General features: G+C 73.1%; 27 protein-coding genes. 11 read left to right on the forward strand and 16 right to left on the reverse strand.

Annotation, left to right across the window (positions count from 1 at the left end; genetic code table 11):
- Positions 1-262: 262 nt before the first annotated feature.
- The 6 genes from ACVUH9_RS14860 to ACVUH9_RS14885 form a co-directional block, all read right to left on the reverse strand.
- Positions 263-1,282 carry an NADP-dependent oxidoreductase gene (locus ACVUH9_RS14860; RefSeq protein ID WP_475758224.1) on the reverse strand — a complete coding sequence of 340 codons (1,020 nt, stop codon included), beginning with the start codon at positions 1,280-1,282 and terminating at the stop codon, positions 263-265.
- A gap of 103 nt (positions 1,283-1,385) precedes the next feature.
- Positions 1,386-1,877: a MaoC family dehydratase gene (locus ACVUH9_RS14865; protein ID WP_475758226.1), complete on the reverse strand. Its 492-nt coding sequence runs from the start codon at positions 1,875-1,877 to the stop codon at positions 1,386-1,388.
- Between the two features lie 3 nt (positions 1,878-1,880).
- Entirely contained in the window at positions 1,881-2,561 is a 681-nt protein-coding gene (locus ACVUH9_RS14870) for a DsbA family oxidoreductase (protein WP_475758228.1), read from the reverse strand.
- A 146-nt stretch (positions 2,562-2,707) separates the two neighbouring features.
- Complete coding sequence (locus ACVUH9_RS14875; protein ID WP_475758230.1) at positions 2,708-3,424, reverse strand: acyl-ACP thioesterase domain-containing protein; 717 nt, start codon at positions 3,422-3,424, stop codon at positions 2,708-2,710.
- Positions 3,425-3,469: 45 nt separating this feature from the next.
- Entirely contained in the window at positions 3,470-5,350 is a 1,881-nt protein-coding gene (locus tag ACVUH9_RS14880) for a hypothetical protein (RefSeq protein WP_475758231.1), read from the reverse strand.
- Positions 5,351-5,543: 193 nt separating this feature from the next.
- Complete coding sequence (locus ACVUH9_RS14885; protein WP_475758233.1) at positions 5,544-6,854, reverse strand: HtaA domain-containing protein; 1,311 nt, start codon at positions 6,852-6,854, stop codon at positions 5,544-5,546.
- A gap of 228 nt (positions 6,855-7,082) precedes the next feature.
- Here ACVUH9_RS14885 and ACVUH9_RS14890 point away from each other — a divergent pair, with 228 nt between their 5' ends.
- On the forward strand, positions 7,083-8,051 hold the full coding sequence (locus ACVUH9_RS14890; protein WP_475758235.1) for a helix-turn-helix transcriptional regulator: 969 nt from the start codon (positions 7,083-7,085) through the stop codon (positions 8,049-8,051).
- A gap of 16 nt (positions 8,052-8,067) precedes the next feature.
- Here the strand turns inward: ACVUH9_RS14890 and ACVUH9_RS14895 are convergent, their stop codons facing one another.
- The 3 genes from ACVUH9_RS14895 to ACVUH9_RS14905 form a co-directional block, all read right to left on the reverse strand.
- On the reverse strand, positions 8,068-8,619 hold the full coding sequence (locus tag ACVUH9_RS14895) for an MOSC domain-containing protein (protein WP_475758237.1): 552 nt from the start codon (positions 8,617-8,619) through the stop codon (positions 8,068-8,070).
- A 15-nt stretch (positions 8,620-8,634) separates the two neighbouring features.
- Positions 8,635-8,961, reverse strand: a complete 327-nt coding sequence (locus tag ACVUH9_RS14900; RefSeq protein WP_475758239.1) for a hypothetical protein — start codon at positions 8,959-8,961, stop codon at positions 8,635-8,637.
- Between the two features lie 108 nt (positions 8,962-9,069).
- Positions 9,070-9,423 (reverse strand): hypothetical protein, encoded by a 354-nt coding sequence (locus ACVUH9_RS14905; protein WP_475758240.1) that lies wholly within the window; start codon positions 9,421-9,423, stop codon positions 9,070-9,072.
- A 147-nt stretch (positions 9,424-9,570) separates the two neighbouring features.
- Here ACVUH9_RS14905 and ACVUH9_RS14910 point away from each other — a divergent pair, with 147 nt between their 5' ends.
- From ACVUH9_RS14910 to ACVUH9_RS14925, 4 genes are all read left to right on the forward strand, one after another.
- Positions 9,571-9,861 carry a hypothetical protein gene (locus ACVUH9_RS14910; protein WP_475758242.1) on the forward strand — a complete coding sequence of 97 codons (291 nt, stop codon included), beginning with the start codon at positions 9,571-9,573 and terminating at the stop codon, positions 9,859-9,861.
- A 109-nt stretch (positions 9,862-9,970) separates the two neighbouring features.
- Positions 9,971-10,204, forward strand: a complete 234-nt coding sequence (locus tag ACVUH9_RS14915; protein WP_475758244.1) for a hypothetical protein — start codon at positions 9,971-9,973, stop codon at positions 10,202-10,204.
- Positions 10,205-10,347: 143 nt separating this feature from the next.
- Positions 10,348-10,569, forward strand: coding sequence for a hypothetical protein (locus ACVUH9_RS14920; RefSeq protein ID WP_475758246.1), 222 nt, complete (start codon positions 10,348-10,350; stop codon positions 10,567-10,569).
- Positions 10,566-10,691: a hypothetical protein gene (locus tag ACVUH9_RS14925; RefSeq protein WP_475758248.1), complete on the forward strand. Its 126-nt coding sequence runs from the start codon at positions 10,566-10,568 to the stop codon at positions 10,689-10,691. Before ACVUH9_RS14920 ends, ACVUH9_RS14925 begins: the two co-directional genes overlap by 4 nt.
- A gap of 177 nt (positions 10,692-10,868) precedes the next feature.
- Here ACVUH9_RS14925 and ACVUH9_RS14930 read toward each other — a convergent pair whose 3' ends face one another.
- A complete protein-coding gene (locus ACVUH9_RS14930; RefSeq protein ID WP_475758250.1) occupies positions 10,869-11,105 on the reverse strand; it encodes a hypothetical protein in 237 nt (78 codons plus the stop codon).
- Between the two features lie 179 nt (positions 11,106-11,284).
- Between ACVUH9_RS14930 and ACVUH9_RS14935 the strand changes: the two genes are divergently transcribed.
- From ACVUH9_RS14935 to ACVUH9_RS14945, 3 genes are read left to right on the forward strand one after another with little or no spacing between them, the layout of a single operon-like run.
- Positions 11,285-12,199 carry an SDR family NAD(P)-dependent oxidoreductase gene (locus ACVUH9_RS14935; protein ID WP_475758252.1) on the forward strand — a complete coding sequence of 305 codons (915 nt, stop codon included), beginning with the start codon at positions 11,285-11,287 and terminating at the stop codon, positions 12,197-12,199.
- Complete coding sequence (locus ACVUH9_RS14940) at positions 12,196-12,801, forward strand: carboxymuconolactone decarboxylase family protein (protein ID WP_475758254.1); 606 nt, start codon at positions 12,196-12,198, stop codon at positions 12,799-12,801. Before ACVUH9_RS14935 ends, ACVUH9_RS14940 begins: the two co-directional genes overlap by 4 nt.
- The gene (locus tag ACVUH9_RS14945) at positions 12,794-13,450 is read left to right on the forward strand and encodes a TetR/AcrR family transcriptional regulator (protein ID WP_475758255.1); all 657 of its coding nucleotides are present in this window, start codon (positions 12,794-12,796) and stop codon (positions 13,448-13,450) included. The genes ACVUH9_RS14940 and ACVUH9_RS14945 overlap by 8 nt, the downstream gene beginning before the upstream one ends.
- A 43-nt stretch (positions 13,451-13,493) precedes the next feature.
- On the opposite strand, the gene ACVUH9_RS14950 is transcribed toward ACVUH9_RS14945, so the two are convergent.
- Both ACVUH9_RS14950 and ACVUH9_RS14955 read right to left on the reverse strand, forming a co-directional pair.
- Positions 13,494-13,898, reverse strand: a complete 405-nt coding sequence (locus ACVUH9_RS14950; protein ID WP_475758422.1) for a YccF domain-containing protein — start codon at positions 13,896-13,898, stop codon at positions 13,494-13,496.
- A gap of 61 nt (positions 13,899-13,959) precedes the next feature.
- A complete protein-coding gene (locus ACVUH9_RS14955; protein WP_475758257.1) occupies positions 13,960-14,829 on the reverse strand; it encodes a DUF5718 family protein in 870 nt (289 codons plus the stop codon).
- Between the two features lie 147 nt (positions 14,830-14,976).
- Here ACVUH9_RS14955 and ACVUH9_RS14960 point away from each other — a divergent pair, with 147 nt between their 5' ends.
- Complete coding sequence (locus ACVUH9_RS14960) at positions 14,977-18,219, forward strand: DEAD/DEAH box helicase (protein ID WP_475758259.1); 3,243 nt, start codon at positions 14,977-14,979, stop codon at positions 18,217-18,219.
- Positions 18,220-18,295: 76 nt separating this feature from the next.
- Here the strand turns inward: ACVUH9_RS14960 and ACVUH9_RS14965 are convergent, their stop codons facing one another.
- Positions 18,296-18,838, reverse strand: coding sequence for a methylated-DNA--[protein]-cysteine S-methyltransferase (locus ACVUH9_RS14965; RefSeq protein ID WP_475758261.1), 543 nt, complete (start codon positions 18,836-18,838; stop codon positions 18,296-18,298).
- Positions 18,839-19,263: 425 nt separating this feature from the next.
- A complete protein-coding gene (locus tag ACVUH9_RS14970; protein WP_475758263.1) occupies positions 19,264-20,226 on the reverse strand; it encodes a DUF389 domain-containing protein in 963 nt (320 codons plus the stop codon).
- A 157-nt stretch (positions 20,227-20,383) separates the two neighbouring features.
- Between ACVUH9_RS14970 and ACVUH9_RS14975 the strand changes: the two genes are divergently transcribed.
- Together ACVUH9_RS14975 and ACVUH9_RS14980 are read left to right on the forward strand one after the other, a co-directional pair.
- The gene (locus tag ACVUH9_RS14975; RefSeq protein ID WP_475758265.1) at positions 20,384-20,944 is read left to right on the forward strand and encodes an RNA polymerase sigma factor; all 561 of its coding nucleotides are present in this window, start codon (positions 20,384-20,386) and stop codon (positions 20,942-20,944) included.
- A complete protein-coding gene (locus tag ACVUH9_RS14980) occupies positions 20,941-21,969 on the forward strand; it encodes a hypothetical protein (RefSeq protein WP_475758267.1) in 1,029 nt (342 codons plus the stop codon). The genes ACVUH9_RS14975 and ACVUH9_RS14980 overlap by 4 nt, the downstream gene beginning before the upstream one ends.
- A gap of 42 nt (positions 21,970-22,011) precedes the next feature.
- Here ACVUH9_RS14980 and ACVUH9_RS14985 read toward each other — a convergent pair whose 3' ends face one another.
- The gene (locus tag ACVUH9_RS14985; protein WP_475758269.1) at positions 22,012-22,377 is read right to left on the reverse strand and encodes an MmcQ/YjbR family DNA-binding protein; all 366 of its coding nucleotides are present in this window, start codon (positions 22,375-22,377) and stop codon (positions 22,012-22,014) included.
- A gap of 294 nt (positions 22,378-22,671) precedes the next feature.
- Positions 22,672-25,533, reverse strand: coding sequence for a vitamin B12-dependent ribonucleotide reductase (locus ACVUH9_RS14990; RefSeq protein ID WP_475758271.1), 2,862 nt, complete (start codon positions 25,531-25,533; stop codon positions 22,672-22,674).
- Positions 25,534-25,692: the final 159 nt, after the last annotated feature.

Below are 25,692 nucleotides of genomic sequence, written 5' to 3' on the forward strand. Positions count from 1 at the left end.
CATGTCGAACGAGCGTGGCGAGCGGGGCCGCTGCGCACATCGGCCGGCGGTCGCTCGCCGCCCCCGTCGGCCGTCGCTCCGATGAAGACCTTCGGCTCAGGACCGCCGGCGCCGACCGCGCGGACTCGCGACCTTCGTCGGGGCGAGAGCGACGTCGGTCGGGGGTGACGGGCGCCGCCACCGACCTGGTCGAGCCGCCCGGTCTGGGCGATCGCTCGCGACCGCGCCGTCGCCGGGCCGCGGAGCGGTCGCGAGCTCGACGTCAGGCCGGTTCGCCGCCGATCTCGAGCACGAGCTTGCCGGTGTTGGCGCCCGTGAACAGCATCAGCAGCGCCTCCGGGAAGTGGGCGACGCCGCCCGGCTCGACCTGCTCGCGGGCGACGAGCGAGCCGTCGCGGACCCACTCGGCGAGCTCGGCCGTCGCCTCGCCGTAGCGGTCGGCGAAGTCGAAGACGACCATCCCCGTCATCGACGCGCGGTTGACCAGCAGCGACATGTAGCGCGCCGGCCCGCGGACGGCCTCGGTCGCGTTGTACTGCGAGATCGCCCCGCAGATCACCACCCGCGCCCCGCGGCGCAGGCGGGCGAGCGCGTCGTCGAGGATCTCGCCGCCGACGTTGTCGAAGTAGACGTCGATCCCCTTCGGTGCGTGCTCGCGCAGGCCCTTGCCGACCGACTCGTGCTTGTAGTCGATCGCGGCGTCGAAGTCGAGCTCGTCGACCAGCCAGGCGCACTTCGCCGGGCCGCCCGCGATCCCGATCACCCGGCAGCCCTTGCGCTTGGCGATCTGGCCGACGATCGAGCCGACCGCCCCGGCCGCACCGGAGACGACGACCGTGTCGCCCTCGCGGGCGCGGCCGACGTCGAGCAGGCCGAAGTAGGCGGTCATGCCCGGCATCCCGAGCGCGCCCAGCCAGGTCGTCAGCCGGCCGACCTCGGGGTCGACGCGGACGATCCCGCGGCCGTCGGAGATCGCGTGCTCCTGGATCCCGAAGAGGCCGGTGACCAGCTCGCCGACGGCGAAGTCGGGGTGCCGCGAGGCGGTGATCCGGCCGGCCGCGTGGGCCCGCATCACGTCACCGATCGCGACCGGCGGGATGTACGAGCGGGCGTCGTCGAGCCAGCCGCGCATCGCCGGATCGACCGAGGCGTAGGCGACCTCGACCCGGAACTCGCCGTCGGCCGGCTCGGGGATCGGCTCGCTGGTGTGGGCCCAGGTCGTCGCGCCCGGCAGCCCGACGGGACGGGTGGCCAGCCGCAGCTGGTGGTTGATCTCGGTCATGCGGTTCTCCTCGGAAGCTCGCCACAGCATCGCGGGCGGCGTGGCGCCCGGGCAAGCGAGGCGGTGGGAACGGCTCGGGGGCCGCCGGGGGCCGCCGCCGACGTCAGCGGCCGGAGGCGTCCGTCGGAGGGCCGACCAGGCGGCCGACCGCGACCGCGACGCAGACCGGCTTGTCGCCGCCCTCGCGCTCGATCGTCTGCTTGGTGGTGATCTGGCAGCCACCCGGCACGTCGTCGACCGCGACGATCGTGGCGCGCAGCCGCAGCCGCGAGTCGACCGGGACCGGGGCCGGGAAGCGGACCTTGTCGTAGCCGTAGTTGAGGCGACGGTCGAACGCGTCGAGCGTCAGCAGCTGGCTCATCAGCACCGGACCGAGCGAGAGCGTCAGGAGGCCGTGGGCGATCGTGCTGCCGAGCGGCCCGGCGGCCGCACGCTCGGGATCGACGTGGATCCACTGGAAGTCCTCGGTCGCGCGGGCGAAGGCGTCGATCCGGTCCTGGGTGACGGCGAACCAGGCGCCGGGGCCGAGCTCGGTGCCGACCAGTGCCCGCAGCTCGTCGAGCGAGGCGGGCCGGACGGGGCTGGTCTCCGTCACCGTTCAGCGCTCGCCGTCGGAGCCCTGATCGGACGCGGTCGCGCCCTCGGCCTGCCGCTCCCACGCCTGTTGGAGCGCCTGCTCGAGGGCCTCGGCCGGCTGCGCGCCGGAGACGAGGAACGTGCGGTCGAAGACGAACGCCGGGACCCCGCCGAGGCCGAGCTGCTGGGCCTCGGTGGCCTCGGCCCGGACCGCGTCGGCGTAGTCGTCGCCGGCGAGCACGGTGCGGATCTCGTCGGGGTCGAGGCCGACCTCCTCGCCGAGCCGGACCAGCGTCTGGTGGTCGCTGAGGCGGGCGCCCTCGGTGAAGTACGCCGCCAGCAGCCGCTCGTTGACCGCGTCCTGCTTGCCGTGGGCCTTGCCGAGGTGGACCAGGCGGTGGGCGTCGAAGGTGTTGCTCGGCTGCGCATGGTCGAAGTCGTAGGCGAGCCCGACGCTCTCGGCCATCCCGATCACGCGGGCGTTCATCTCGCGCGCCTGCTCCGGAGTGCGGCCGAGCTTCTCGGCGAGGAACGCGTCCATGTTGCCCTCGATCTGCTGCGGCATCGACGGGTCGAGCTGGAAGCTGCGCCACTCGACGTCGACGTCGTCGCGGTGCTCGAACCGCTCCAGCGCGGTCTCGAGCTGTCGCTTGCCGATGTAGCAGAAGGGGCAGGCCACGTCGGACCAGATCTCGACCTTCATGCGTGGTCTCCTCGGGCGGATCGGAACGAGAACGTCACCGCTCCATCCTGCCCGATCGTGGTCTCCGGCCCGTCTCCCAGCCGGATTCGGGTGCGGCGCGGACGCCGACGAGGCCTCGTGGGGAGGGGCCCAGCGGGCCGCGGCGGTCAGGCGTCGCCGAGCAGCGCCGACGCGAAGACCTGCCCGTCGGGGTCGGTCAGCCAGCGGCGGTGGCCGTCGCGGACGAGCCGGGCCGCGCCGACGAAGGCGGGGGTGTGGTGCTCCAGCTCGACGGTCAGTGGGGTCGTCGCGGTCAGCGATCCCAGCTCGTCCTCGATCGCTCGCCAGTAGGCGGCGTTGTTGACGTGCGCCGCGACGTCGAGGTCGGCCGCGACGAACCGCCAGGGGGACGACGGGGCGTCGGCCGGCGGCTGGGGATGGCGGAGCCCGGCGCGGACCTTGTGGTCGCCGGCCGACGGGCCGTAGACGGCGAGGAAGCGCGGGGTCTTGCGCGGGCGCAGCGTCTCCGGGTCGAGCGGGACCCACAGCGCCGTCGCCTCGATCGCCGCGCCGAGGTCGCCGGCGAAGCTGGTCCGCCGCTCGGCGACCAGCGCGCCGATCCCGCTGCACGCCGTCCGGACGGTCAGCCGCTCGCCGAAGGCGGGGAAGCGGGCGATCTCGAGTCGGGTGCGCCGCGCGAGCCAGAGCGACTCCGCTTCGAGGCCGGCGTCGAGCACGTCCTCGTAGGCGACCTGCTGGAGCCAGTCGACGAGCGCGTCGAGCCGGGCCCGCCCGAGCGGGGTGGTCGCGCCGGGGCCGACGCGAAGCGTCGTCTCGTGCACCCGGCCCGTGGTCGGGAAGGGCACCAGCTCCTGGTCGGGCATGCCCTGGACGCTACGCGGCCGGGCCGCCAGCCGCCACCGAGCGGCTCAGCGCGCGCGACGCAGGGTCAGCGTGCGCGTGGTCGTCACGCTGCGGCCGCGGTCGGACTGGGCGAGCGAGACCCGCAGACGCACGGTCGCTCCGCGGGCGAGCGACGGGCGGACGCTGGCGGGGGCGGTGAACGCGACCGAGCGGGTCCTCCCGGCCGTGACGGTCACGGTCCGGCGGACGAGCAGCCGGCCACTGCGGCGGACGCTGACCCGCACCCGGCACGAGTCGCCGGCCGGGCAGCCGACGCTCACGGTCGTGCGGCCGCGGCGGTCGGCGGTCAGCGCGGTCCGGGCGAGACGCACCCGCGCGGCGGCGCCACCGCTCGGGGCCTTCGGCGTGGCCCCCGGGACGGCGACCAGCGGAGCCGGAGCGATCGGTGGGGCGACCGGACCGGGGGCCGGCGCGGCCGGGTCGGGAACGACGGGGGTGGGGCGGTCGACCGGCTGTTCGCTGGCCTGCACGACCTTCGCCGCGGTCGGATCGTCGATGTCCCAGATCGCCGTCGCGTCACCGCTCGGGGCGACCGCGACCTGCGGCGTCCAGGTCAGGCCGGAGCCGAGCGGGCCGCCGGGGCGCGAGAGCGTCAGCGCCGGTGCCCAGCCGGAGCCCGTGCGGGAGGCGGCCCGGACGATCTTCTTGGCCTTGGTGGCGTCGACGTAGCCCGGCCAGAGAACCGTCGCGTGGCCGCCGTCACCGACGCCGAGCGCGACCGCCCGCTGCACGTTGGTCGGCTCCTCGGCGAGGTCGGCGATCGGGCCGAAGCCGCCGCCCGCGGGGCGGGTCGCGGCCTGGATCGTGTCGATCCGCTCGTCGCCGCCGCCGGTCAGCGGGCGCCGCTCGCCGCGGATCCAGGCGACCGTGGTGGCCCCGCTGGCGTCGGTGTCGATCACCGGGCTGTTGGAGTTGCCGAAGAGGTTCGGCCGGCCGCCGGGAGCCGAGATCACCGAGAACGCGCCGAACGCGGCGTCGGCGGCGGGACGATCGGCGAGCTGGACCTCGTAGAGCGCGTACTGGGGATCGGGGATCCGGGTCGCCCAGACGACGCTGGCGCGACCGCCGGGTCCGGTCGCGACCTTCGGGAACAGCGAGTAGCCGTCGACGGTCGACAGCAGCTCGTCGGTTCCCCAACTGGTGGTGCCGGCAGGGCGCGAGGCGGCATGGACCGCGTACTCGGCGTCCCGCTGGATCCAGGCGATCGTCGCGTTGCCGGTGGCGTCGACGGCGAGGTCGGGGTAGCCGAGGTTGGACCGGCCGGCGTCGACGACGGCGGTTCGCCGCCAGGATCCGGTCGCCGTGCGGCTGGCGGTCAGGAGCGTGGCGCCGCTGCCGCCGGTCGCGGTCTCGGCCGGGATCGTCCAGGCGACGGTCGCGCGGCCGCTGCCGTCGACCGCGACTCGCGCGTCGTCGGCGACCGTGCCGGCGGTCGAGACCGTGGCCGGCGCCGACCAGCTGCCGTCCTCGTGGTCGCGGGTGGCGACCCGGGCGCTGTTGGTCTTGGTCGTGCCGTCGCGGGACTCGAGCCAGGTGACGGCGGCGTCACCGGCGTCGTTGACGGCGATCTGCGGCTCGGCGACCCGCTGGCCGTCGTCGGCGGAGACGGCGCGCGGCGCGCTCCAGCGGCCCCCGCGCGGGCGGGTCGCGGTCTCCACCACGGCGGCGCCGATCGCGTCGTCGGTGCTGCGGACCCAGACGGCGAGGGCGGTGCCGTCGGCGGCGACGGCGACCTGGGCGGCGAGCCCGTCACGGTCGGTGGTGGTCAGGTCCTGCGGGGTCTGCCAGCCGGCGGCGTGGGCGTTCGGGGCCAGCGCCAGCGCGGCGGTCGTGGCGAGCGGGATCAGGACCGCCGCGGGGCGGCGGAGGGCACGGGGGCGGGCCACGCGGGTGCGTGTCGGGGAAGCGGTCATGGGTCCTCGGGGAAGGGGTCTCGGGGGAAGTGGTGCTCGTCCGTCCGCCCCGGCCACGGTGGCGGGCGGGGCGACGGGCGGGTCGGGTGCCCGCCGGTTCGGGCGGCGGGCGGCGGCGGACGCGTTCGGCGGCGGCCGGCCGGCCGCCGCCGCGTTCGGGGAGCCGTCAGCGGGCGGAGAGCGTCGACGCCCGGACGCTGATCGAGCCGAACGCCTCGCCGGCCTTGTAGGCGAGGAACGGCTCGGCACCGGTGGCCGTCAGCAGCACGGGCACGCGCTCCCAGCTCACGGTCGTGCCGGAGACGGTCGGGGTGGCCGCACTCAGGTCGAGCGTGCCGAAGTCGACCCGCCGCGGCTGGCCGTCGCCGGTGCTGGCCCCGCCGTCGCCGATCGGGACGCCCGAGGCGTTGCTGCGGTTGGTGAGGACGACGCTCAGCCGCGGCGTCGGCCCGAGGATCACCTGCGGGTCGGCGAGCGAGATCTCGATCCCGTGGCCCGGGTAGAGGAACGTCACGCTGCCGCCGTGGGTGAGGTCCCAGCCGCTGGTCGGGGCGTAGCTGCCGCCGCGTGCGGGGAAGCCGTAGGTGCCCCCGTCGACCTGCTCGACGCCGCTGGTGACGACCGAGCCCTTGCCGGCGTTGAGGTAGCGCAGCCACGAGCCGCGGATCGCCCATTCGGTGACGCCGTTGGCGGTCAGGTCGCGGGCGTCGAGCCCCGCGATCCTCCAGGCGCTGTCGGGGGTCGGCGGCAGCGGCGGCAACGGGTCGGTCGGCGGGACCGGCGTCGGGACCGTCGGGGCCGGAGTGGTGGGGGCGACGGGGGCCGGGATCGGGGTGGCGACCGGGGCAGGAGCGACGCTGTCGCGCGCCGGGGCCGGCGTCAGGCGGGTCTCGACCGTTCCGATCGGCTGGGTGCCGATCCGGCGGCCGCCGAGCGCCTTGCGGAGGGCACGGGCGCCGCTGGCGGTGGGGGAGAGCGCGGACGCGCGCAGCCGCCAGCCGGCGCCGGTGCGGGTCGCGGTCGCCTTGCCGAGGCCGAAGAGGGCGCGGGGCGGTCCGCCGTCGATGCGGCCGCTGAGCTGGCCGCGCTTGCCGGCGGTCAGGCGCAGGTCGGTGATCTTGAGCGAGCGGCGAGCGCTGGTGAGCCGCAGGCCGGCCGTACGGGCGTGCTGGGCGCGGAGCGCGGCGCCGCCCGTGCCACCGGTCACCGCGAGCCGGAAGCTTCGGCCGCGGCCGGACGCGTCGCCGACGGCGGCGACGCGGAGGCGGCCGACGCCGAGGCGACGGGCGGCGTCGGCCCGGAGGCTGACGGTCGTCGTCCCCGTCCAGGCGCCGGCGGGAGCGGCGGCGCGTGGTGTGGCGGGGGAGGACGGGGCGGCGGCGCTGGCGGTGGTGGCGGGCAGGCCGGCGACGAGCGCGGCGGTGCCGAGCAGCACGGGAAGCGGCGGCCGGCGCGCGGGGGATCGAGCGATGAGCACGAGCAGACCGTATCGAATTAGGGAGGCCGAATAAGGGACGCCTAAGACACATGCCGAAGCGATTTGGAAGACGCCGGTGTCTCGGTCGGCCATCCGGCCTGTCCGCCGACGGCCAGTTGGGCGTGCCGGGTCGGGCCGGCTGATCGCGGACAGAAGTGGTCCGCAATCGCTGTCATCCTCGGGATCCGACGCGGGCCTCCGGACCGCCGCACGACGATCGCACCGCCCATGCTCGAGACCTCCGCCCGCCTCCTCCGCCTCCTGTCGCTGCTGCAACTGCACCGCGACTGGACCGGCGCGCAGCTGGCCGAGCGGCTGGAGATCACCCCGCGCACGATCCGTCGCGACATCGAGAAGCTGCGCTCGCTCGGGTACCCGGTCAACGCCGCCCCGGGCGTGGCCGGCGGCTACCGGCTCGGGGCGGGCACCGAGCTGCCGCCGCTGCTGCTCGACGACGAGGAGGCGGTCGCCGTCGCCGTGGGCCTGCGGACCGCCGCCGGGGGCACGGTCCGCGGGATCGAGGAGGCCTCGGTGCGGGCGCTGACCAAGCTCGAGCAGATGCTGCCCCCGGCACTGCGGCGGCGGGTCTCGGCCGTCCACTCGTACACCGTCCCGATCCCCGGGATGCAGCCGTCGGTCGACTCGGACGTGCTGTCCGCGATCGCCGGCGCCTGTCGCGACCGCGAGCAGCTCCGGTTCGGCTACGGGGCCTACGACGGCACCCCCAGCCGGCGGCTGGTCGAGCCGCACCGGCTGGTGCACCACTGGGGACGCTGGTACCTGGTCGCGTGGGACACGACCCGTGAGGACTGGCGGACCTTCCGGGTCGACCGGATCACCTCCAAGCTCACCACCGGCAAGCGGTTCGCCCACCGTCCCCCACCGGATCAGGACCTGGTCGCCTACGTCACCCGCAGCATGGCCGCGACCCGCGAGCGGTTCCGCGCGCGGGTGATCCTGCACGCGCCGCTGGCCGAGATGCAGGAGAAGGTCCCGGCCCAGTACGGCGTGCTCGAGCCGCGCGACGACGAGTCCTGCGTGCTGCTGGCCGGGGCGGGCTGGCTCGGTGGTCTCGCGATCTACATCGCCACCATCGGCGTCGAGTTCACCGCGCTCGAGCCGCCCGAGTTCGTGGCGGAGGTCCGCAGTCTCGCGGGCCGCTTCGGGCGCGCCACCGAGGGCACCCCGGACGCCTAGGGTCGCGCGCGGTCGCTCAGACGGGCAGCAGCGGTTGGTGTGGGGCGTCGGGCAGCTCGGCCCGGATCGGGTCACCGGCGCGGACCACCCCGCCGGTCAGGACGACCGCCATCACGCCGCTCTTGCGGACGAGCTCGCCGTCCTCGTCGCGGTCGAGGTTCGCCTCCATCAGTCCGGGGTGCAGGGCTTCGAGCTGGCTGCAGGGGTTGCGCAGCCCGGCCAGCTCGATCACGGCGGTGTCGCCCAGGCGTAGGACGGTCCCCAGCGGGAGCGTCAACAGCTCGATCCCTCGGGTCGTGACGTTCTCGCCCATCTCGCCCGGGGCGACGGGCATGCCCCGCTCCCGCAGCTCGTCGTGCAGCTCCGCGTGGATCAGGTGCACCTGGCGCAGGTTCAGCATGTCGGGGTACTTGCGCGCCCGCGAGCGGTGCTGGACCGTCCGTCCGAAGTGGGCGTCGCCGTCGACCCCGAGGCCCTCGACCAGGGTGATGCTGGGGATCACGGCCTTGCTGATGTCGTGGACCGGGTTGCGGCTGACGGCCTCGACGGTGGCGAGCGGATCGGTCACGGACGGCTCCTCGGGTCAGGGCTCGGTCGGCGAGGAATGGACCCCGCACGCCTCCCAGACGGCGACCGAGACCGCTCGCAGATCGTGGCGCGGGACTCCGGCGAAGTAGTAGTCGAAGACCTCGTCGACGATCCGTGCGGCATCGGCGGCCGTGGTGGCGTCGCGCAGCACGAGCCGCACGATCTGACCGGCCTCGAGATCGTACTCGTCGCGAGCCCGCGGATTGCCGTTGACGATCCCGATCGGATCGTGATGCGCCAGTAGTCGGGTGACGGACTTGACGAGGAACACGTAGCGCTCCGTAGCGAGCCACTGCTGCCCACCATGATCCCCCGTCGTCACTGCCCGACCGTACTCGCGCGAGGGCGAGTCGTCTAGGCCGATGGACGGCCGGGCGGCCCGTTCGCGGGCCGGATGGACGTTCGGAGGAGGCCGGCGGGGCCGGGCGTCCTACGGGGCGCGGAAGGCCCGCGCCGGGAGCTCGTAGACCGCGAGGTCGTCGAGCTGCTTGGCCGCCTTCGCGCGGGCCTTCGCGGTCGGCTTGCCCGCCCGTCCGCCGGAGCGACCGCGGCCGGCCGTCGGGGTCCCTCCGCGGCTGGCGGGGTCGACCAGCAGCAGCCGCTGGCCGTCGAGCGCGGCCACCAGTCGTTCGATCTCGGCGTCGTCGACCTGGTGGCCGGCGTCGGAGGCGATCCGGGTGAGGTCCCCGACGCGCACGCAGAGGGTTCCCGGGCGGCCGTGCCAGGGGGTGATCGCCACGGCGGGGTGGGCCGCGAGCAGGGTGCGCAGGTCGGCGGTGTCCATGCCCGACCAAGGATGCCGGGCGGGCCGGCGGCCGGCGGAGCGCCTCGCGTCCCGCACGGGCTTCGCGCGCCGCGGGTTCCGGCCTCGCGGGCCGGCGCTGACCGACCGCGGGGGCGGGGCGAGCGCCATGATCGTCAGACTGGGGGCATGAAGCAGATTGCCTCCCTCACCATCGGGTCCGCCGAGTTCGACGACCGGTTCCGCACGATCCTCGAGGCGAGCGGCCTCGAGCCGGAGGAGTTCGAGGGGCTCGCGTACTTCTCGTACGTGCCGTTCTACGTGATCGCCGGCGCGACCGTGACGCCGCAGATCCGGATCCACGGCGACCACTCCCACTTCGAGGGCGTGAAGATCTCGGTCCCCGAGGACCAGGTCGACGTCTTCTACGACATGCTGCCCCACCTGCTGGAGCAGATCCAGGAGGACGGCGACCACTGAGTCGCGGTGGTCGGGGCGGACGCGGCCTGACCGTGGGCGGTCTCCGGCCGCTCCGGCCCGACGGTTCCGCCTCGTCGACGCGGAGCGACCGGCCTGCGAGGATCGGTCGATGAGCCAGCGCGACCTCGTCCACGTCACCATCGCGCTCGGCCGGCTGACCGGCGGTGCCGCCGGCGTCGGGGTCGCGACCGCCGACGTCGACGAGGCGATCGGCCGGGGTCGCGGTGACATGCGGACCCCGCTGAACCTCGAGAGCCTCGTCGAGCAGGGCTACGTCGCGCGGCTCGACGACGGCCGCTGGGCGTTGACCGCCGCCGGCGTGGAGCGGGTCGCCGGGCTCTGAGGACCAGCCGCGCGGGTGCGGCTCGCGTGGCGTGGTGCGCGCGCCGGCACTTCCGGGTGGAGGCCCTTCTAGGGGAACCCTGGGGGTGGATCAGGGGGGATTCCCCATGGTGGAACGGGCGTCTGACGATCAGAGTTCCACCCATGACGCAGATCCCCGGCCTGTTCACCCGTTCGAGCTCGTCCGACTCCCGTCACGCGGGCTCGCTGCTCGGGATCCTGGGCGCGCTCGGTCCCGCTCCGACCGCCGGGGCGTCCGGTGCGGAGGCACGTTCCCGGCGCGTCCCGGCGACGGCCTCGTCGCGGACGGGACGGATCCCCGACGGCCGGCTGGACGCCTCGCGCTGCGGAGAGGCACGTCGGTGACGGTGCCCCAGTCGCCCGCGATCGGGCCGGCCGAGCTGGTGCTGGCGACCACGTTGGCGGCGGCGCTGGCGGTCGGCCTGGCTGGCTACCGGGCGGGGCGGCGGACGGCGCGCGCGGCCTGAGCCGAGCGGCGGGTGGTCACGCGGGGCCGGCGACGGACCGGGGTGTGGTCGTCGGCCGGGCGGAGGGCGCGTCAGGGAGCTGACGGCGCCAGGGGGACGTGGGCAGTGCGGCCCACGTCGGACGGCGGGCTTCGACGGCCCGCCGGACTCACGCGGGCAGTGCGGCCCGCGTCGGTGCTAGCTGGCGGAGATCAGCCGCGCGAGGCGCGAGCGAACGGGGCGGGTGGCCTTGGCGGCGTGGCGCTCGGTGCGGCGGGCCTCGATGTGGCGGCGCTCGACTTCGGCCAGCTCGATCTCGAGGTTGGTGGGGCCCTGCGGGCGGCCGGCGCGTGCGCCGGTGGCGTCCGAGAAGGCGAGGCCGAACGGGCGAAGGCCGGTGGTGGAGTAGAGGTACCCGTGAGACGACTTGTACATAGGGACAACCTAGGTCGTCCCGTTGTCCAACTGGGTGAGCGCCCACACAGGACCCCTCCGCCCGGCCCAACGGGTGTTCGATCTCACAGTCCGCGGGGCCGGACGAAGGCGGAACGGGGTCCCCGGAGTCGTCGTGGTGATTTGCGAACAGGACTGTTCGTGGATGCTACCGTCCTGGCATGCGTCGCACCAGCTCCCCGTCCCTGACCGGCCGCCGGGTCCTGATCACGGGGGCAGCCCGCGGGATCGGCGCGGCGCTCGCCCGTCGGCTCCACGAGCGGGGCGCCCGGGTGGCCCTGGCCGGGCTCGAGCCCGAACGGCTGGCGGAGGTCGCGGCGGACTGCGGCAACGCCCCGTGGCGGGTCTGCGACGTCGGCGACCGCGCCCAGGTCGAATCCGCCGTGGCCGAGCTGACCGAGGCCCTGGGCGGCCTCGACGTCGTCGTCGCCAACGCGGGGATCGGGCGTCAGCTGGCGCTGGTCGGCGGCGATCCGGTGGTCCTCGAGCAGACGCTGCGCGTCAACGTCCTGGGGACGTACTACGTGCTCCGCGCCGCCGGTCCGCACATCAGCCACGCGGGCGGCTACGCGCTGGTGACCTCGTCGCTGGCGGCGGCGATCCACCTCCCGCTGATGGGCGCCTACAGCGCGTCGAAGGCGGCGGTCGAAGCGCTCGGCAACACCCTCCGGCAGGAGCTCCACCACACCGGGGCGCGGGTCGGGATCGCCTACTACGCCGAGCTCGACACCGAGATGACCAGCCGCGGCTTCGACACCGAGGCCGCCCGCACCGCGCTCGGGCAGCTGTCGCTCTCCGGCGTCTCGCCGCTGGGCCCCGCGATCGACGCGATCGAGCACGGGATCGCCCGCCGCGACCGGCGGATCGTGGCCCCCCGCTGGGTCACGCCGGTGCTCGCGGTGCGCGCGATCGCCAACCGCGTGATCGAGCTGCGCCTGCGCCGCGGCGTGGCGGAAGCGGTCCGGATCGCGCGCGACGAGTCGGTCGAGTTCACGACCCCGCAGCCCGAGGCGACGCCGGCCGAGCCGCGGCCCGAGCCGGTGGCCACCGGGAGCACGACCGGGAACGGGGCATGAGCAACGGCCCGGCGACGACCGAGGCGACGACCCCGGAGGCGGCGGCCGTCCGGCCCCGCGTGTCCCCCGGCGGGCGGCGCGAGATCGGGCTCCCGGTCTGGGCGCTCGCCCAGGTCTCCGGGCTGGTCACGGGAACGAACCCGCCGAACCTGTTCCTCACGCTCGGGCGCCACCGGCGGCTGTTCCGCGGCTGGCTGCGGTTCGCTGGGAGGTTGATGCCGGGCGGGCTGCTCCCGCGGCGCGAGACGGAGCTGGTGATCCTGCGGGTCGCGCACCTGCGGGGCTCGGAGTACGAGTTCGAGCACCACGTGCGGCTCGGGCGTCGGTCCGGGGTCACGGCCGACGACGTCGCGCGGGTCGTGGCCGGCCCCGACGCCGTCGGGTGGGCGCCCCGCGAGGGTGCCTTGATCGCCGCCACCGACCGGCTGGTGGCCGCCCGCGACCTCGACGACGACGAGTGGGCGGCCCTGCGCCTGCAGCTCGACGAGCGCGAGGCGATCGAGCTCTGCCTGCTGGTCGGCCACTACGAGATGCTGGCGACCGTGATCACGACCCTGCGGATCGAGACCGATCGCCCCCGGCGCCGCACCCGCCGTGCTTGACGGAGGCCGTCCGGAGGACCCCGAACGGCTGCCGTCCGGCCCCGAGCGGCTGCCGCGGGGCCGGCACCGGCTGACCCGCGAGCAGGTCGCCGGCGACCAGCGCGCCCGGATCCTGCGGGCGATGGCCGACGCGATGGTCGAGAGCGGCTACGCGGGCACGCCGGTCGCCGAGATCCTGCGGCGGGCGGGCGTCTCGCGCGAGACCTTCTACCAGCAGTTCGGTTCGAAGGAGCGGTGCTTCGCTCACGCCTACGAGGCCGCGGTCGAGATCCTGCTCGACCGGGTCGCGGGCGTCCGGGCGGCGACGGGGAGCCGGGGCGAGCGGGTCGATCGGGTGCTGCGGGCCTACCTCGACGCGCTCGCCGACGAGCCGGCGTTCGCCCGGGTCTTCCTGGTCGAGGTCTACGCGGCCGGCCCCGAGGCGCTGGCCCAACGGGCCGCGTTGCAGGCCGGGTTCGTCGATCTGCTGGGTGACCTGCTCGGGGTCGAGACCGAGCGGCAGCGGTTCGCCTGCGAGGCGCTGGTGGCGGCGATCAGCTCGATGGTCACCGCGCGGGTGGCGGCCGGAGACATCGACGGTCTGCGGGCGCTGCACGCGCCGCTGGTCGACCTGGTGCGGACGGGCGTCCGGGCCTTCGCCGAAGAGTGAGCCGCGGCCCGCGCCGGTCCGCGGGGCTCGGCGAGACGGCCGGTCAACCCAGTCGCGGAATGGTGCCGTTGGCAACGTCGACGTCGACGATCTCGCGCCCCAGCGGCGTCAGCGAGACCGGGATCAGCTTGAAGTTGGCCAGGCCGAGCGGGATCCCGATGATCGTCAGGCACTGGGCGATGCCGGTGATCAGGTGCATCAGCGCGAGCCACCAGCCGCAGAGGATGAACCAGAGCACGTTGCCGAGGGTCGAGAGCGGACGGACGCCGGGCCGGCGCTCGAGCGTGCGACCGAACGGCCAGAGCGCGAATCCGGCGATCCGCAGCGAGGCGAACCCGAACGGGATCGTGATGATCAGGATGAAGCAGATCAGCGCCGCGAGCAGGTAGCCGAGGGCGAGCCAGAACCCACCGAAGACGAGCCAGATGACGTTGCCCAGGAGGCGCAGCACCGCCTGATTCTACGGGTGCCGGGGGCTGCGTCCGGGAACCGTCGCCGCCGCTGCTCGCTCAGACGCCCGTGTCGTAGACGGTCTGTCGCAGGACCGAGGCGCCCAGCTGGCCCTCGTGGCCGTCGCGAACGGCGTCCGCGACCTGCGCCGGACTGCTGGTCCGCTCGTCGTAGACGACGACCAGCGACTCGTCGCCGGCGTCGAGGTAGGTCGAGGCGCCGAACGGCGTGTAGCGGGTGGCGCCGATCCCGACCAGGACCGTGTCCGGCCGGCCCGCCGCGGTCAGGTACTCCCCGACCGGCTCCAACGGGGTCGCGGGCGAGCCGGACTGGTGACGGAGCCGGTCGACCATCCACGTCAGCAGCTGCTCGCCGTAGTAGGAGTAGCCGGGCAGCGGGCTGTCGATCCCGTAGGCGTGGGTCTCGCCGGCGCGGCGGAGGAAGCTCGCCAGCCGGAAGCTCGCCGTCGGCCCGTCGGGACCGAGGTCGTCGATCCCGAACAGCGACCGGGCGACGCCCTTGGAGTCCGGTCCCCAGTTCTTCTTCTCGCTGATCTTGGCGGCCCCCGGCCGGCGGATCGAGCAGTCGTTGAACGCCCCGAGCGCGACCGGCGCGAGGCGCTCGACCGTGCCGTCGGCGGCGTAGGCGACGCGGCAGACGAGCCCGACCTCCGGCTCGATCTGGAGGTTGACCGGGCCGTCGGCGGAGTGGGGCTTGGCGATCCGGTCGTGGGTCAGCGGAAAGCGCCCGAGGAAGCTGGTCCCGCCGGGCACGTAGAAGGGGAAGATCCCCTTCGGCGCCTCGGCGGTCGCGGCGGTCACGTTGACGAAGTCGTTCGCCTCGCCCGCCTGCTCGAGGTGACCGGCGAAGTTGCCGGCGACCCCGAACCCGAACCAGGAACGGAGGTCGTCGAGCTGGAGGTCGAGCATCCCAGCGAGGGTATCGCGGGGCGACGGGAGGGCCGCCACACGCAATGACCCGGCCTCCGGGCAGTTCGCCGCTTCTGGTGCTGATCCGATCTCGGTAGGTTTGGGCGCGCGTATGTCCCGGTCCCGTCTCTCTACCGACTAGTTCGAGTGCCTCAGACGGAGGACGCTCGGCGTTCATCGATTCTGCGTTCGTGGCAGGCAGTCGAACGATTCGAGGTCACGGAGATCCCGCGTCGCGACGGGGCGCGACACGTCATCGACGTCAAGGCCGAGGATCGATTGCCGTGGGATCCGCTGCATCCGCTCGCCCGTGAGCGTCGGCGTCCGACGGAGGAGTGGCGGCACGTGTTCTATGTCGGAGTCTTCTCGTTGCGGCAGGCATTCGGGATCCTCGACGAGGTCTTCCCTCCCGATCGGGAAGCGCCCGGGACAGTGCGCGGAAGAGACGCAGCGATCCTGTCCTTTGCAGTGACCGCGGACGGCCGCCCGATCTTCGGCAGCGAGACGTTGTCGAGCTGCGCCTGGGCAATATCGCGCTCACTCGTGCCCGGTCCTGATGCGGCGGGATGGCTGGAGGGGTTCGACGAAGTCGAATCGGCCTTCGGGGAGGCGTTCCGCCAGGTGGCGGCGCCGGAACCGGGGGACGAGCGTGTCGCCGAGCTGTTCAAGAAGGAAGAGCTCGAGGTCGGCCGCCCGCTCGACGTGGCGACTCTGCGCCGCTGTCGCAACGAGGCATTCGCCGCCCTCACCGTCAGTCCCCGAATCGGTCTCGGCGTGGACCGCGTGAGCAGTACGAGGGTCACGACATCGGCCCGGCACGGTGCGGACGAGCTGACGATGCTGAACAGCTTCATCGCCGACGATCTAGGCGCTGTGGCGGACGCGGTTGCGCTCGGAGACTGCGGAGCGGCGCTCGCTCAGTACCTGTCGGAAGACGACGATCTGCTCCAGCGCGAACGGGTCGATGTCGATCGGGACGCGGCCACGGTCGGCGCTGCGGCGTCGCCGAGCAGGGTCCCCGCTGGTCGCTGGCCGAGTAGCGACGCACACGATCTCGCCCTGGGCCAGCAGGTTGCGGTCAACTCGATCATCGGGGAGTTGAGCGAGGGCGCGGGTGTGGTCGGTGTCAACGGGCCGCCGGGAACCGGCAAGACGACACTGCTGCGGGACCTCGTGGCGGGACTCGTCGTGCGACGGGCCGAGCGAATGGCAGAGCTGCCGGACCCGACGGCGGCGTTCGTCGAGCAGTATCGGTGGAAACCCGAGCGCGGACGGCCTGTCGAGGTCTTTCAACTCGACGACCGGTTCGTGGGGTTCGAGCTTGTGCTCGCTTGCGCCACGAACACGGCGGCAGAGAACGTCACGGCCGAGATCCCGTCGATTGCGGCGATCGACGAAGGCTGGCACGGCGAGGCTGACTACTACGCAGCTCTGGCCACGGAAGTGCTTCGGGCGAGTACGGAGCCCCGGGAGACTGCGTCGGCCGGCGCGCAGGGCGGCGCGTCGGTCCAGGCATGGGGCTTGCTGGCGGCTCGTCTGGGGAACATGGGCAATCGCCGCCGGTTCGCCAAGGCCTTCTGGTGGGCGGGGTACGAAGCGACCGACCGAAACCCGACGGCCGGGAGCCCCGGAGGCGAATCTGGTCCGCTTGCCTCGGAGCCGTCGGATGGTCTGTTCATGCTCCTGCAGCGGGCGATGAGGTCATCGAACCGGCGGGGATGGGCGGAGGCGGTGGACGCGTTCAACGCGGCGTCCACTGCCGAGCGGCATCTGCGGGAGGAGCGCGAAGCCAGCTATCAAGGGCTGTGCGCGTTGCCGGCGTACGAGCGTGCCCTGGCGGCCTCGGACCGCGCAGTGCACGACGCTGAGGTGGACATCGCGGAGGGTCAAGCTGAGCTGCAGGGTGCACGGACCACGCTCCGGCGGGCGGCCCGAGACCTTGAGCGCGCCGTCGAGCGCCGAGCTACGCACCGGGAGAACCGCCCGAGCTGCTGCGAGATCGTGATGTCGTTGGGCGGCGCGTTCCGTGACTGGCAACGGACGGGTCGGGAGTACGCCGAGGCCATTCGCGGTGCGGAAGCGGCGTTCGACGCCGCACAGGCCGCGCTCGACGACCACGAGGGCGCCCTCGCCGAGCTACGCAAGACGCATCAGAATGCATCGGACCGTCGCGAGCAGGCGGCCTCGGCGGTTGCGGCCGTGAAGGGGAACCTGGAGGCGTTGAAGGGTCGCGGCATCGTCGTACCCGACGCCGATTGGTGGAGCGACCGAGAGCAGCGCGAGCGTCGATCGCCGTGGACGGACCCGGTCTGGAACGCCGCTCGCACCAGGGTCTTCCTCGCCGCGCTGGAGCTGCACCGGGCCTTCGTGCTCGGCGCTCCGAAGCAGATGCTCGGCGGCTTGCGGACGGCGATGGACCTGCTCCAGGGGCGGGCGCGCAACCTGGAACCCGCAACCGTCCGGGCGGCCTGGCAGTGCCTGTTCCTGGTCGTGCCGGTCATCAGCACGACCTTCGCTTCGCTACCGCGGCTCTTTCGTGAACTCGATCGCGAGGCACTGGGTTGGCTGTTGGTAGACGAGGCGGGGCAGGCGACCCCTCAGCAAGCGGTCGGAGCGCTGTGGCGGACCCGCCGCGCCGTTGTCGTCGGAGATCCGCTCCAGCTGGAACCGATCCTGACCGTGCCTGTGGGCGTTCAGCATGCACTGCGGCAGCACCATGACCTCCACGATCGCTGGGTAGCGCAGACGTCGTCGGCGCAACGTCTGGCCGATCGGGTGACCAGGCTCGGCACCGAGCGTGGCGATCTAGACGATCCGCTCTGGGTCGGCTTTCCACTCAACGTGCACCGCCGTTGCGATGAACCGATGTTCGGCATCGTCAACGCGGTCGCCTACCGCGGGCAGATGGTTAACGCCACGCCGGTACGTGAAGCCATCGAGTTCCCGGAGAGTTGCTGGCTCGACGTCCCGGCGTCTCCAGCGACGGCTGATGGCCACTGGATTGGGGCCGAGGGCGCACGCCTTCGCGAGCTTCTCCGATATCTCGTCGTCCAGCGGCAGAGCCTCGGCGAGGTCTTCGCTATCAGCCCGTTCAAGGATGTCGCGCAGCAACTGCGCCGGATCGCACGCGAAGGACCGCACCAGGGTCTGAGGAGCGGCACGATCCACACGACGCAGGGCAAGGAGGCCGAGATCGTGGTGCTCGTGCTTGGCGGTGATCCGACGCGAAGCGGAGCGAAGGATTGGGCGGCGGAACGACCGAATCTCGTGAACGTCGCGGTAAGCCGTGCGAAGCGTCGTCTCTACGTGATCGGCGACTATGCGGCGTGGGCAGACCTGCCGCATTTCGAGGTGCTGGCGGCTGACCTGCGTCGAGTTCCGCCTCGCTGAGGCGAAGGCGCTCGGCACGTCGAGCGCCTTCGCCGTCGAGGGGTCGGATCTCCAGAAGCGGTAGACGTCCCGGGCGTCAGTCGAACAGCGACGCCTGGTCGTACTGCCAGGCGCCCTCGATCACCAGCAGCCGCCGCTTGGTCTCGGTCCCACCGGGGGCGGAGAAGCCCGTCATCCGCCCATCGGCGCCGACGATCCGGTGGCAGGGGACGACGATCGGGTACGGATTGCGACCGAGCGAGCGGCCGACGGCCTGGGCGGCGCCGGGTTCCTCCAGTCGCCGGGCGAGCTCGCCGTAGGTGATCGTGCGCCCGGGCGGGATCGCCCGGCTGATCGCGTAGACCCGGCGGTCGAAGTCGGCCAGGTCCTGGTCGTCGAGGATCGCGCTCCGCAGGTCGAGCGGCTCACCGCGCAGGAGCCCGCCGATCTCGTCGATCGTCTGCTGGACGGCGGGCGGCGGCGCGGCCTCCACGGCATCGGGCCAGATCCGGGCGGCGCGGCGGCGCAGCGCCTGCTCGCCCGGCTCGGGCAGCTGGACGCCGGTGATCCCGCGCGCGTTCCAGGCGATCGCGCAGGGGCCGAGCGGGGTCTCGAAGAGGCTGAAGGCGGTGGTCGGCATCGGGGGAGGGCGGGCGGTTCGCGGTTCGCGGTTCGTTCAAGCGTCCCACTCGCGGCGGTCGGAGGCGCAGGCCGGGAGGACTCCGGTGGCGGCCCGGCGTCCTCGGCGCAGACGAGGGGGCGGGGGCGGCGACCGGCAGGCGGACGCAGGGGCGATCGGGGTGGGGCGGGACGAGCGGCGACTCGGGTGCACCAGGGGGCGGAGGACGCTCCGCTCCGAGAACGGAGCTCTTCCTGAGCGTGATGGGCCGGGCGCATCGTTGATGGGCCTCGCCCATAGTCGCCGGGACGCGACGCGACATCGAGATGCGACCCGACATCGAGACGCGACCCGACATCGAGACGCGACCCGACATCGAGACGCGATCGTCGCCGGCCGCTGCCTCGCGCTCCCGCGGAGCGGGGGAACCGCCGGCGCCCCCGCCGCTAGCGGACGATCCGCGGTTCCGACCCGTTGGCCCGGTGGTGCTCGGCCGCGCGGCGGGCGTAGCCGGCACGCTGGAGCGCGAGCGTCAGGGTCCCGGCGATCACCAGCGTCACGATGTTGGCCAGGAGCTGGAGCGCGGCCCCGCCCGCCAGGTCCCACGAGCCGATCGCGGCCGAGGTGCCGACCTCGGCCGCAGCCGGGATCGTGGTGACCGAGATCAGGACGCCGATCAGCGCGCCGGACTTCGCCGTCGACAGCGAGAGCACCCCGGCGACGCCGGCGCAGGCCGCGACGATGAAGGTGAACACGTCCGGGCTGGCGATCAGCTTCGAGATGCCCTTGGCGGGATCGAACGCGTCCGGGACCGCGCCGCTCCACTCGAGCACCCACGCGAGCCCGGTCGCTACGACGATCGCGAGCCCGAAGCCGGCGAGCAGCGCCGAGAGGGAGCGCAGCGCGAGGCCGCGGCGGCGCTCGACGATCGCCACGCAGGTCCCGGCGAGCGGCCCGAAGTCGGGGGACACGACCATCGCGCCGACGATCAGGAACGGGTTGTTGGTGAAGATGCCGCTGACCGCGATCCCGGCGGCCAGGGCCATGAACGCGAGGTACGACCACGAGAGCGACGCCTCCTCCGAGGTGCGCTGCTCGACGGTCTCCCAGACGACCGCGTCGGCCTCGTCCCCAGAGGCGCGCTTGACCGCCTCGCGGGCGACCCGCGAGCGGGTCGCGTCGACGACCTCGATCGCGATCGACCCCTGGTCGTCGAGTCCGAGCTCGCGGAGATCGGCGAGCACGATGCTGGCGTCCTCGCGGGCGACGTCGCAGAGGAGCACGTCCCCGCGTGGGGCACGGGCGGCGTCGGTCAGCAGGATCAGGTTGACCACCGACGGGCTGTCCTCCAGCACCTGCAGCGTCGGGTCCGTCAGCACGGGTGGCGAGACGATACGCAGGTGGATCACGCGAGCAGCGTACGCGGCGGGTCGGCCGGCGGGCGACCGGCTCCGTCCGCGGGGCCGGTGCCGGTGGTCGGGCGGTGCCGACGGCGGCGACGGGTGTGATCGCGTCCCCGGCGGCGGTGCGCGATCCTGAGCCACCCCTGTCACAGAATCCGGGCCGGTGGAACTGGAGGAGCAGATGGCCCGCGAACTCGATCTCGACGCGCTCTACGTCCGCCATCGCGACGAGCTGCTGCGGTACTTCGCGCGCCGGACCGCGGATCCCGAGACGGCGCTCGGCCTCTGGGCGGAGACCTTCGCCCAGGCGGTCGCCGGTCGGCGGCGCTTCCGCGGGCACGGGGAGGAGGAGCAGGCGGCGTGGCTGTACGCGATCGCCCGCCGCCAGTTCGCCCGCTATCTCCGGCGGGGGTACGCGGAGCAGCGCGCCGTCCGCCGGGTCGGCCTGGAGCGACCACCGGTCGATCCGCCGCTGCTGGCGGAGATCGAGCGCCAGGCCGGCCTCGACGACCTCCGCCGCGAGGTCGCCGGAGCACTGCTGACCCTGCGGGAGGAGACCCGTCGCGCCGTCGAGCTGCGGGTCGTCGACGACCTCGACTACGCCGAGGTCGCCCGGCGCCTCTCGATCACCGAGCAGACGGCCCGCGCCCGCGTCTCGCGCGGGCTGCAGGCGCTCGGTCGCGTGCTGGATCCGATCGTCCTCGAGGAGGCCCTGTCGTCATGAGCGAGCAGCACGAACACCAGTCCCCGTCCACGCAAGACGCCGCCGGGACCGACGCCTATGCGGCGCACCTCGACGCGTTCGGCGCCGAGCTGCGCCGGGCGGCCAGCCGGCGGGCACCGCGGCGACGAGGTCCGCTGGTCCTCGTCGGGGCGGGCGGCCTGGCCGCGGCTGCGGCGGTGATCGTGCTCGCGTCGTCGCCGAGCGCCGGTCCGGTCGACGTCGTCGCGCGGGCCGAGGCGGCGTTGGCGCCGCGGGGGGAGCTGCTCCACTACGTGGTGCGGTCGTCGGTCGGCACGGCCGCGGAGGGCGTGGTCGAGGTGACGCCTGACGCGTACGGATGCTCGAGAAGCGGGCCGACCGAGGTCTGGCAGGCGATCGAGCCGCGACGGTGGCGGGTGGTCCTCTGGCCCGCCGCCCCTGAGGCGAAGTGCGGTCGGCTCTTCGGTCGCGACGGCCGCGCGATCGTTGGGCGGCAGGAACTGTCCTACGCCGACGGAACGACGACGACGTACATCCGCGAGCACGGTGCTCTCGAGACGATCCGGGGCTATGCGCCGACGGGCTCGGCGTCGATCGTCCCGATTGGGAACCGCGAGCTCGGGGGCGGTGATCCGGTCACCACGATCCGGCGGATGCTGGCCAGCGGGCAGCTGCACGACCGCGGCGAACGCACCGTCGTTGGTCGCCAGGTACGGGTCCTGTTCGGCCGCCAGACGGAGGGGTCCCGGAAGTACAGGGGGGTTCGTGAGACGACCTACCTCGTGGACGCGAAGAACTTCGAGCCGGTGCGGTCGATCCAGAAGTTCTTGCCGTCTGCCCGTGCTCGGGGGAACGGGCTGTTGGCTGCGACACAGCCGATGGCCGTCCAAGTCGACTTCGAGCGCTTCGACCGCCGGCCGCTCGACGCCGACGGAGAACGGCAGCTGGTGATCCAGCCGGGCCGGGTCGTCAGAAGGACCGACATGACGCAGGAGGAGTTGCGCCAGCAGATTCGACGCACGTCCCCGAAGCCGAAGCGAGGCTGAGAGAACGAGCGCGACCGTTCGGTCGGGGGCTGGGGCCGAGCCTCAAGCGTCGCCGGCGAGCCGTCCGCGTCGGGGCGGGGCGGCGGTGACGTACGCGTCGGCCAGCAGCTCGGCCAGCAGGTCGCGATCGATCCCGTGGTCGAGGTGCACGCCGAGCCACCCGCGGTGGCCGACGTACGGCGGACGGAAGAACTGGTCGGGGTCGGACGCGATCATCGCCTCCTGCGCGCCCTCGGGGGCGGCGATCCAGAGCGCCAGTCGGCCGTCGCCATGGTGGTCGTCGGCGTAGGTCGCGAACATCCGCCCGTTGCCGACGAAGAACGACGGCGACCCGTGGCTGGCCCGCTCGGTGGCGTCCGGCAGGGCGCGGCAGAGCGCGCGGACGTCGTTGAGGGAGATGATCGCCACGACAGCGAGCGTAGCGGCACCGGCGGCGAGCCTCTCGACGGGAGCTGATGCGGATTTGCGTTCGTGGGCAACGCAAATCCGCATCAGCAGGTGTCGCCGCCGCCCGCCGCCGCCCGCCCGCCCGCCGTCTCCCGCCGCCGTCTCCCGCTCGCGTCGTGCCGGCACGCGGCCGGCAGGCCCGCCGCGAGCCCGAGAACGGCGAAGGGCCGCTCGCGCGGCCCTTCGTTGCGTCCCCGAGGGGGAGGACGTTCGGCGGTGCGGTCCCGCCGGGACCGCACCGGCGTCAGCCGCGGATCAACCGCAGCCGGTGTTGTTGCCGCAGCTGGAGCAGGTGTAGCACGCGCCCGTGCGCTGCATCATGCCGCCGCAGTCGCCGCAGACCGGGCCGAGCTCGATGCTCGGACCGCTGGTCGTGATCCGCGCGGGAACGACCGGCGGGGTGTCGGTCGCCGCCGTCAACGCGGGCTTGCCGGGGCCACTGGCGGCAGCGCCGTTGCTCGGACCAGCGGTGTCGCCCGTCGTGACGACCTCGGACGCCTGCTGGCGGTTGCGGACCGCGGCGGTCCGGATGCCCAGCTCCTCCTGGATCTCCGGATCGAGGAAGCGGCTGGCGAGCCAGCGCATGAAGTAGTCCGGCATCGACTTCGCGAACGGGATCTCCGGGTTGGTGGTGATCCCCTCCGGCTCGAACCGCATGTAGGCGAACTTGCGGACCAGCGTCTCGAGCGGCACGCCGTACTGGAGCGCGATCGAGACCGAGGTCGCGAACGAGTTCATCATCCCGCGGACCGCCGAGCCCTCCTTGCCGATGTCGGTCAGGAAGATCTCGCCGACCGTGCCGTCCTCGTACATGCCCGCGGTCAGGTAGCCCTCCTGGCCGCCGATCGAGAACTTGTGCGTCAGCGACTGGCGCTCACGAGGCATCCGGCGCCGCTTCGGCCCCAGCTCCAGGCGCAGACGGGTCTCCGCCTCGGCCACGGCCTTGTTGACGGCCTCCTCGACCAGGTGGTCGACCTCGACCGCGGCGACGACCTCGTCGTCGTCCTGGGCGTCGGTGCGCAGCGCCTGCGCCGTCTTCGAGCCGTCGCGGTAGATGGCCAGCGCCTTGACGCCGAGCCGCCAGGCCTCGGTGTAGGCCTCGGCGATGTCCTCGACGGTCGCCGTCTTCGGCATGTTGACCGTCTTCGAGATCGCGCCCGAGAGGAACGGCTGCGTGGCGCCCATCATCTTGATGTGGCCCATGTGGCTGATCGCCCGCTCGCCGACGGCGACGTCGAAGACCGGGAGGTGCTCGTCCTGCAGCCCCGGGGCGCCGACGATCGTGCCGTGCTCGTTGGTGTAGGCGATGATCTGGTCGACTTCCTCGGGCGAGTACCCGAGGACCTGCAGGGCCAGCGGCACCGTGCGGTTGACGATCACCATGTTGCCGCCGCCGACGAGCTCCTTGTACTTGACGAGCGAGAAGTCCGGCTCGATGCCGGTCGTGTCGCAGTCCATCAGGAAGGAGATCGTGCCGGTCGGGGCCAGCACCGTCGCCTGGGCGTTGCGGTAGCCGTGCTCCTCGCCGAGCTTGACGGCGTCGTCCCACGAGCGGCGCGCGGCGTCGAGCAGCGGCTGGTCGTTGGCGGCGTCGTCGGCGATCTCGTAGGAGGCGTCGCGGTGCATCCGCATGACCGCGTTGTGCGGCTCGCGGTTCTCCTCGTAGGCCTCATACGGGCCGATCGCGGCGGCGATCTCGGCCGAGCGGCGGTAGCCGCGGCCGGTCATCAGGGCGGTGATCGCGGCGGCGGTCGCGCGGCCCTTGTCCGAGTCGTACGGGACGCCGTTGGACATCAGCAGCGCGCCGAGGTTGGCGTAGCCGAGGCCGAGCTGGCGGAAGCGGCGGGCGTTCTCGCCGATCTGCTCGGTCGGGTAGCTCGACGGCCCGACGATGATCTCCTGCGCGAGCAGCAGCACGTCGACGGTGTGCTCGAAGGTGTCGACGTCGATCGTGCCGTCGGCACGACGGAACTTCATCAGGTTGATCGACGCCAGGTTGCAGGCGCTGTCGTCGACGTGCATGTACTCCGAGCACGGGTTCGACGCGTTGATCCGGCCCGAGTTCGGGCTGGTGTGCCACTTGTTGATGATCGTGTCGTACTGGATGCCCGGATCGGCGCAGCGCCAGGCGGCGCGGGCCATCTCGTCCATGACCTCGCGAGCCTGGTACTTCGGCGTCACGACCTCCTGGGCGTCGGGGTTGCGGGGCGTGGTCTGCCACTCGCCGCCGTCGACGACGGCCTGCATGAACTCGTCGGAGACGCGGACCGAGTTGTTCGCGTTCTGGTACTGGATCGAGGTGAAGCCGTCACCGTCGATCGACATGTCGAAGCCGGCCTTGGCCAGGGCCTCGGCCTTGTCCTCCTCCTTGGCCTTGCACTGGATGAACTCCAGGATGTCCGGATGGTCGACGTCGAGGACGACCATCTTCGCCGCACGCCGGGTCTTGCCGCCGGACTTGATCGTGCCGGCCCAGGAGTCGGCACCGCGCATGAAGGAGACGGGGCCCGAGGCCGTGCCGCCCTTGGACAGCGGCTCCATCGAGCCACGGATGTTGGAGAGGTTGATCCCGGAGCCGGAGCCGCCGCGGAAGATCCGGCCTTCCTTGGTGTTCCACTCGAGGATCGAGTCCATCGAGTCGTCGACCGAGAGGATGAAGCAGGCCGAGCACTGCGGCGACTCTTCGAAGCCGACGTTGAACCAGACCGGCGAGTTGAACGCGGCGAGCTGGTTGAGCAGGATGTAGGTCAGCTCGGCCTCGAAGGCGTCGCTGTCCTCGGTCGTGGCGAAGTAGGCGAGCGAGCGGCCCCAGTCGGCGATCGTGCCGGCCACGCGGCCGATGATCTGGCGGACCGAGGTCTCACGCGCGGGGGTGTCGACCTGGCCGCGGAAGTACTTCTGGGTGACGATGTTGGTCGCGTTCTGCGACCAGGACTTCGGGAACTCGACGTTGTCCTGGCGGAAGGCGGGGTTCTCCGGGTTGCCGATGACGGCGTCGCGCAGCTCCCACTCGATCGCGTCGAACGGATGCACGCCCGGCTCCGTGAACCGACGACGCACGGTCAGCGCCTGGTCCGCGCGGTGGTCACTGATGAGGGGCGAATTCGCCGAATCCATGCGTGCCTACGATCCTCTGGGGTTGCTCAACTGGTACTGGGCCCGGGAGGTCGGTCAGCGTCCTGAAACATGACGCTGGCCGCCCGGGCGAAGTTCGAATCCCCCCGCCTCGCGCTTGGCGCGTGGGCGACGGAAAGACACCATGACGCAGGCTCCTGA

Source organism: Patulibacter ginsengiterrae (assembly GCF_056269115.1).

Bases quoted from the DNA above. Each gene is read 5' to 3' on its own strand.
- ACVUH9_RS14860 (WP_475758224.1), bottom strand. From the start codon at position 1,282: ATGACCGAGATCAACCACCAGCTGCGGCTGGCCACCCGTCCCGTCGGG.
- ACVUH9_RS14870 (WP_475758228.1), bottom strand. From the start codon at position 2,561: ATGAAGGTCGAGATCTGGTCCGACGTGGCCTGCCCCTTCTGCTACATC.
- ACVUH9_RS14875 (WP_475758230.1), bottom strand. From the start codon at position 3,424: ATGCCCGACCAGGAGCTGGTGCCCTTCCCGACCACGGGCCGGGTGCAC.
- ACVUH9_RS14890 (WP_475758235.1), top strand. From the start codon at position 7,083: ATGCTCGAGACCTCCGCCCGCCTCCTCCGCCTCCTGTCGCTGCTGCAA.
- ACVUH9_RS14905 (WP_475758240.1), bottom strand. From the start codon at position 9,423: ATGGACACCGCCGACCTGCGCACCCTGCTCGCGGCCCACCCCGCCGTG.
- ACVUH9_RS14910 (WP_475758242.1), top strand. From the start codon at position 9,571: ATGAAGCAGATTGCCTCCCTCACCATCGGGTCCGCCGAGTTCGACGAC.
- ACVUH9_RS14915 (WP_475758244.1), top strand. From the start codon at position 9,971: ATGAGCCAGCGCGACCTCGTCCACGTCACCATCGCGCTCGGCCGGCTG.
- ACVUH9_RS14920 (WP_475758246.1), top strand. From the start codon at position 10,348: ATGACGCAGATCCCCGGCCTGTTCACCCGTTCGAGCTCGTCCGACTCC.
- ACVUH9_RS14930 (WP_475758250.1), bottom strand. From the start codon at position 11,105: ATGTACAAGTCGTCTCACGGGTACCTCTACTCCACCACCGGCCTTCGC.
- ACVUH9_RS14935 (WP_475758252.1), top strand. From the start codon at position 11,285: ATGCGTCGCACCAGCTCCCCGTCCCTGACCGGCCGCCGGGTCCTGATC.
- ACVUH9_RS14940 (WP_475758254.1), top strand. From the start codon at position 12,196: ATGAGCAACGGCCCGGCGACGACCGAGGCGACGACCCCGGAGGCGGCG.
- ACVUH9_RS14955 (WP_475758257.1), bottom strand. From the start codon at position 14,829: ATGCTCGACCTCCAGCTCGACGACCTCCGTTCCTGGTTCGGGTTCGGG.
- ACVUH9_RS14965 (WP_475758261.1), bottom strand. From the start codon at position 18,838: ATGCCGACCACCGCCTTCAGCCTCTTCGAGACCCCGCTCGGCCCCTGC.
- ACVUH9_RS14980 (WP_475758267.1), top strand. From the start codon at position 20,941: ATGAGCGAGCAGCACGAACACCAGTCCCCGTCCACGCAAGACGCCGCC.
- ACVUH9_RS14990 (WP_475758271.1), bottom strand. From the start codon at position 25,533: ATGGATTCGGCGAATTCGCCCCTCATCAGTGACCACCGCGCGGACCAG.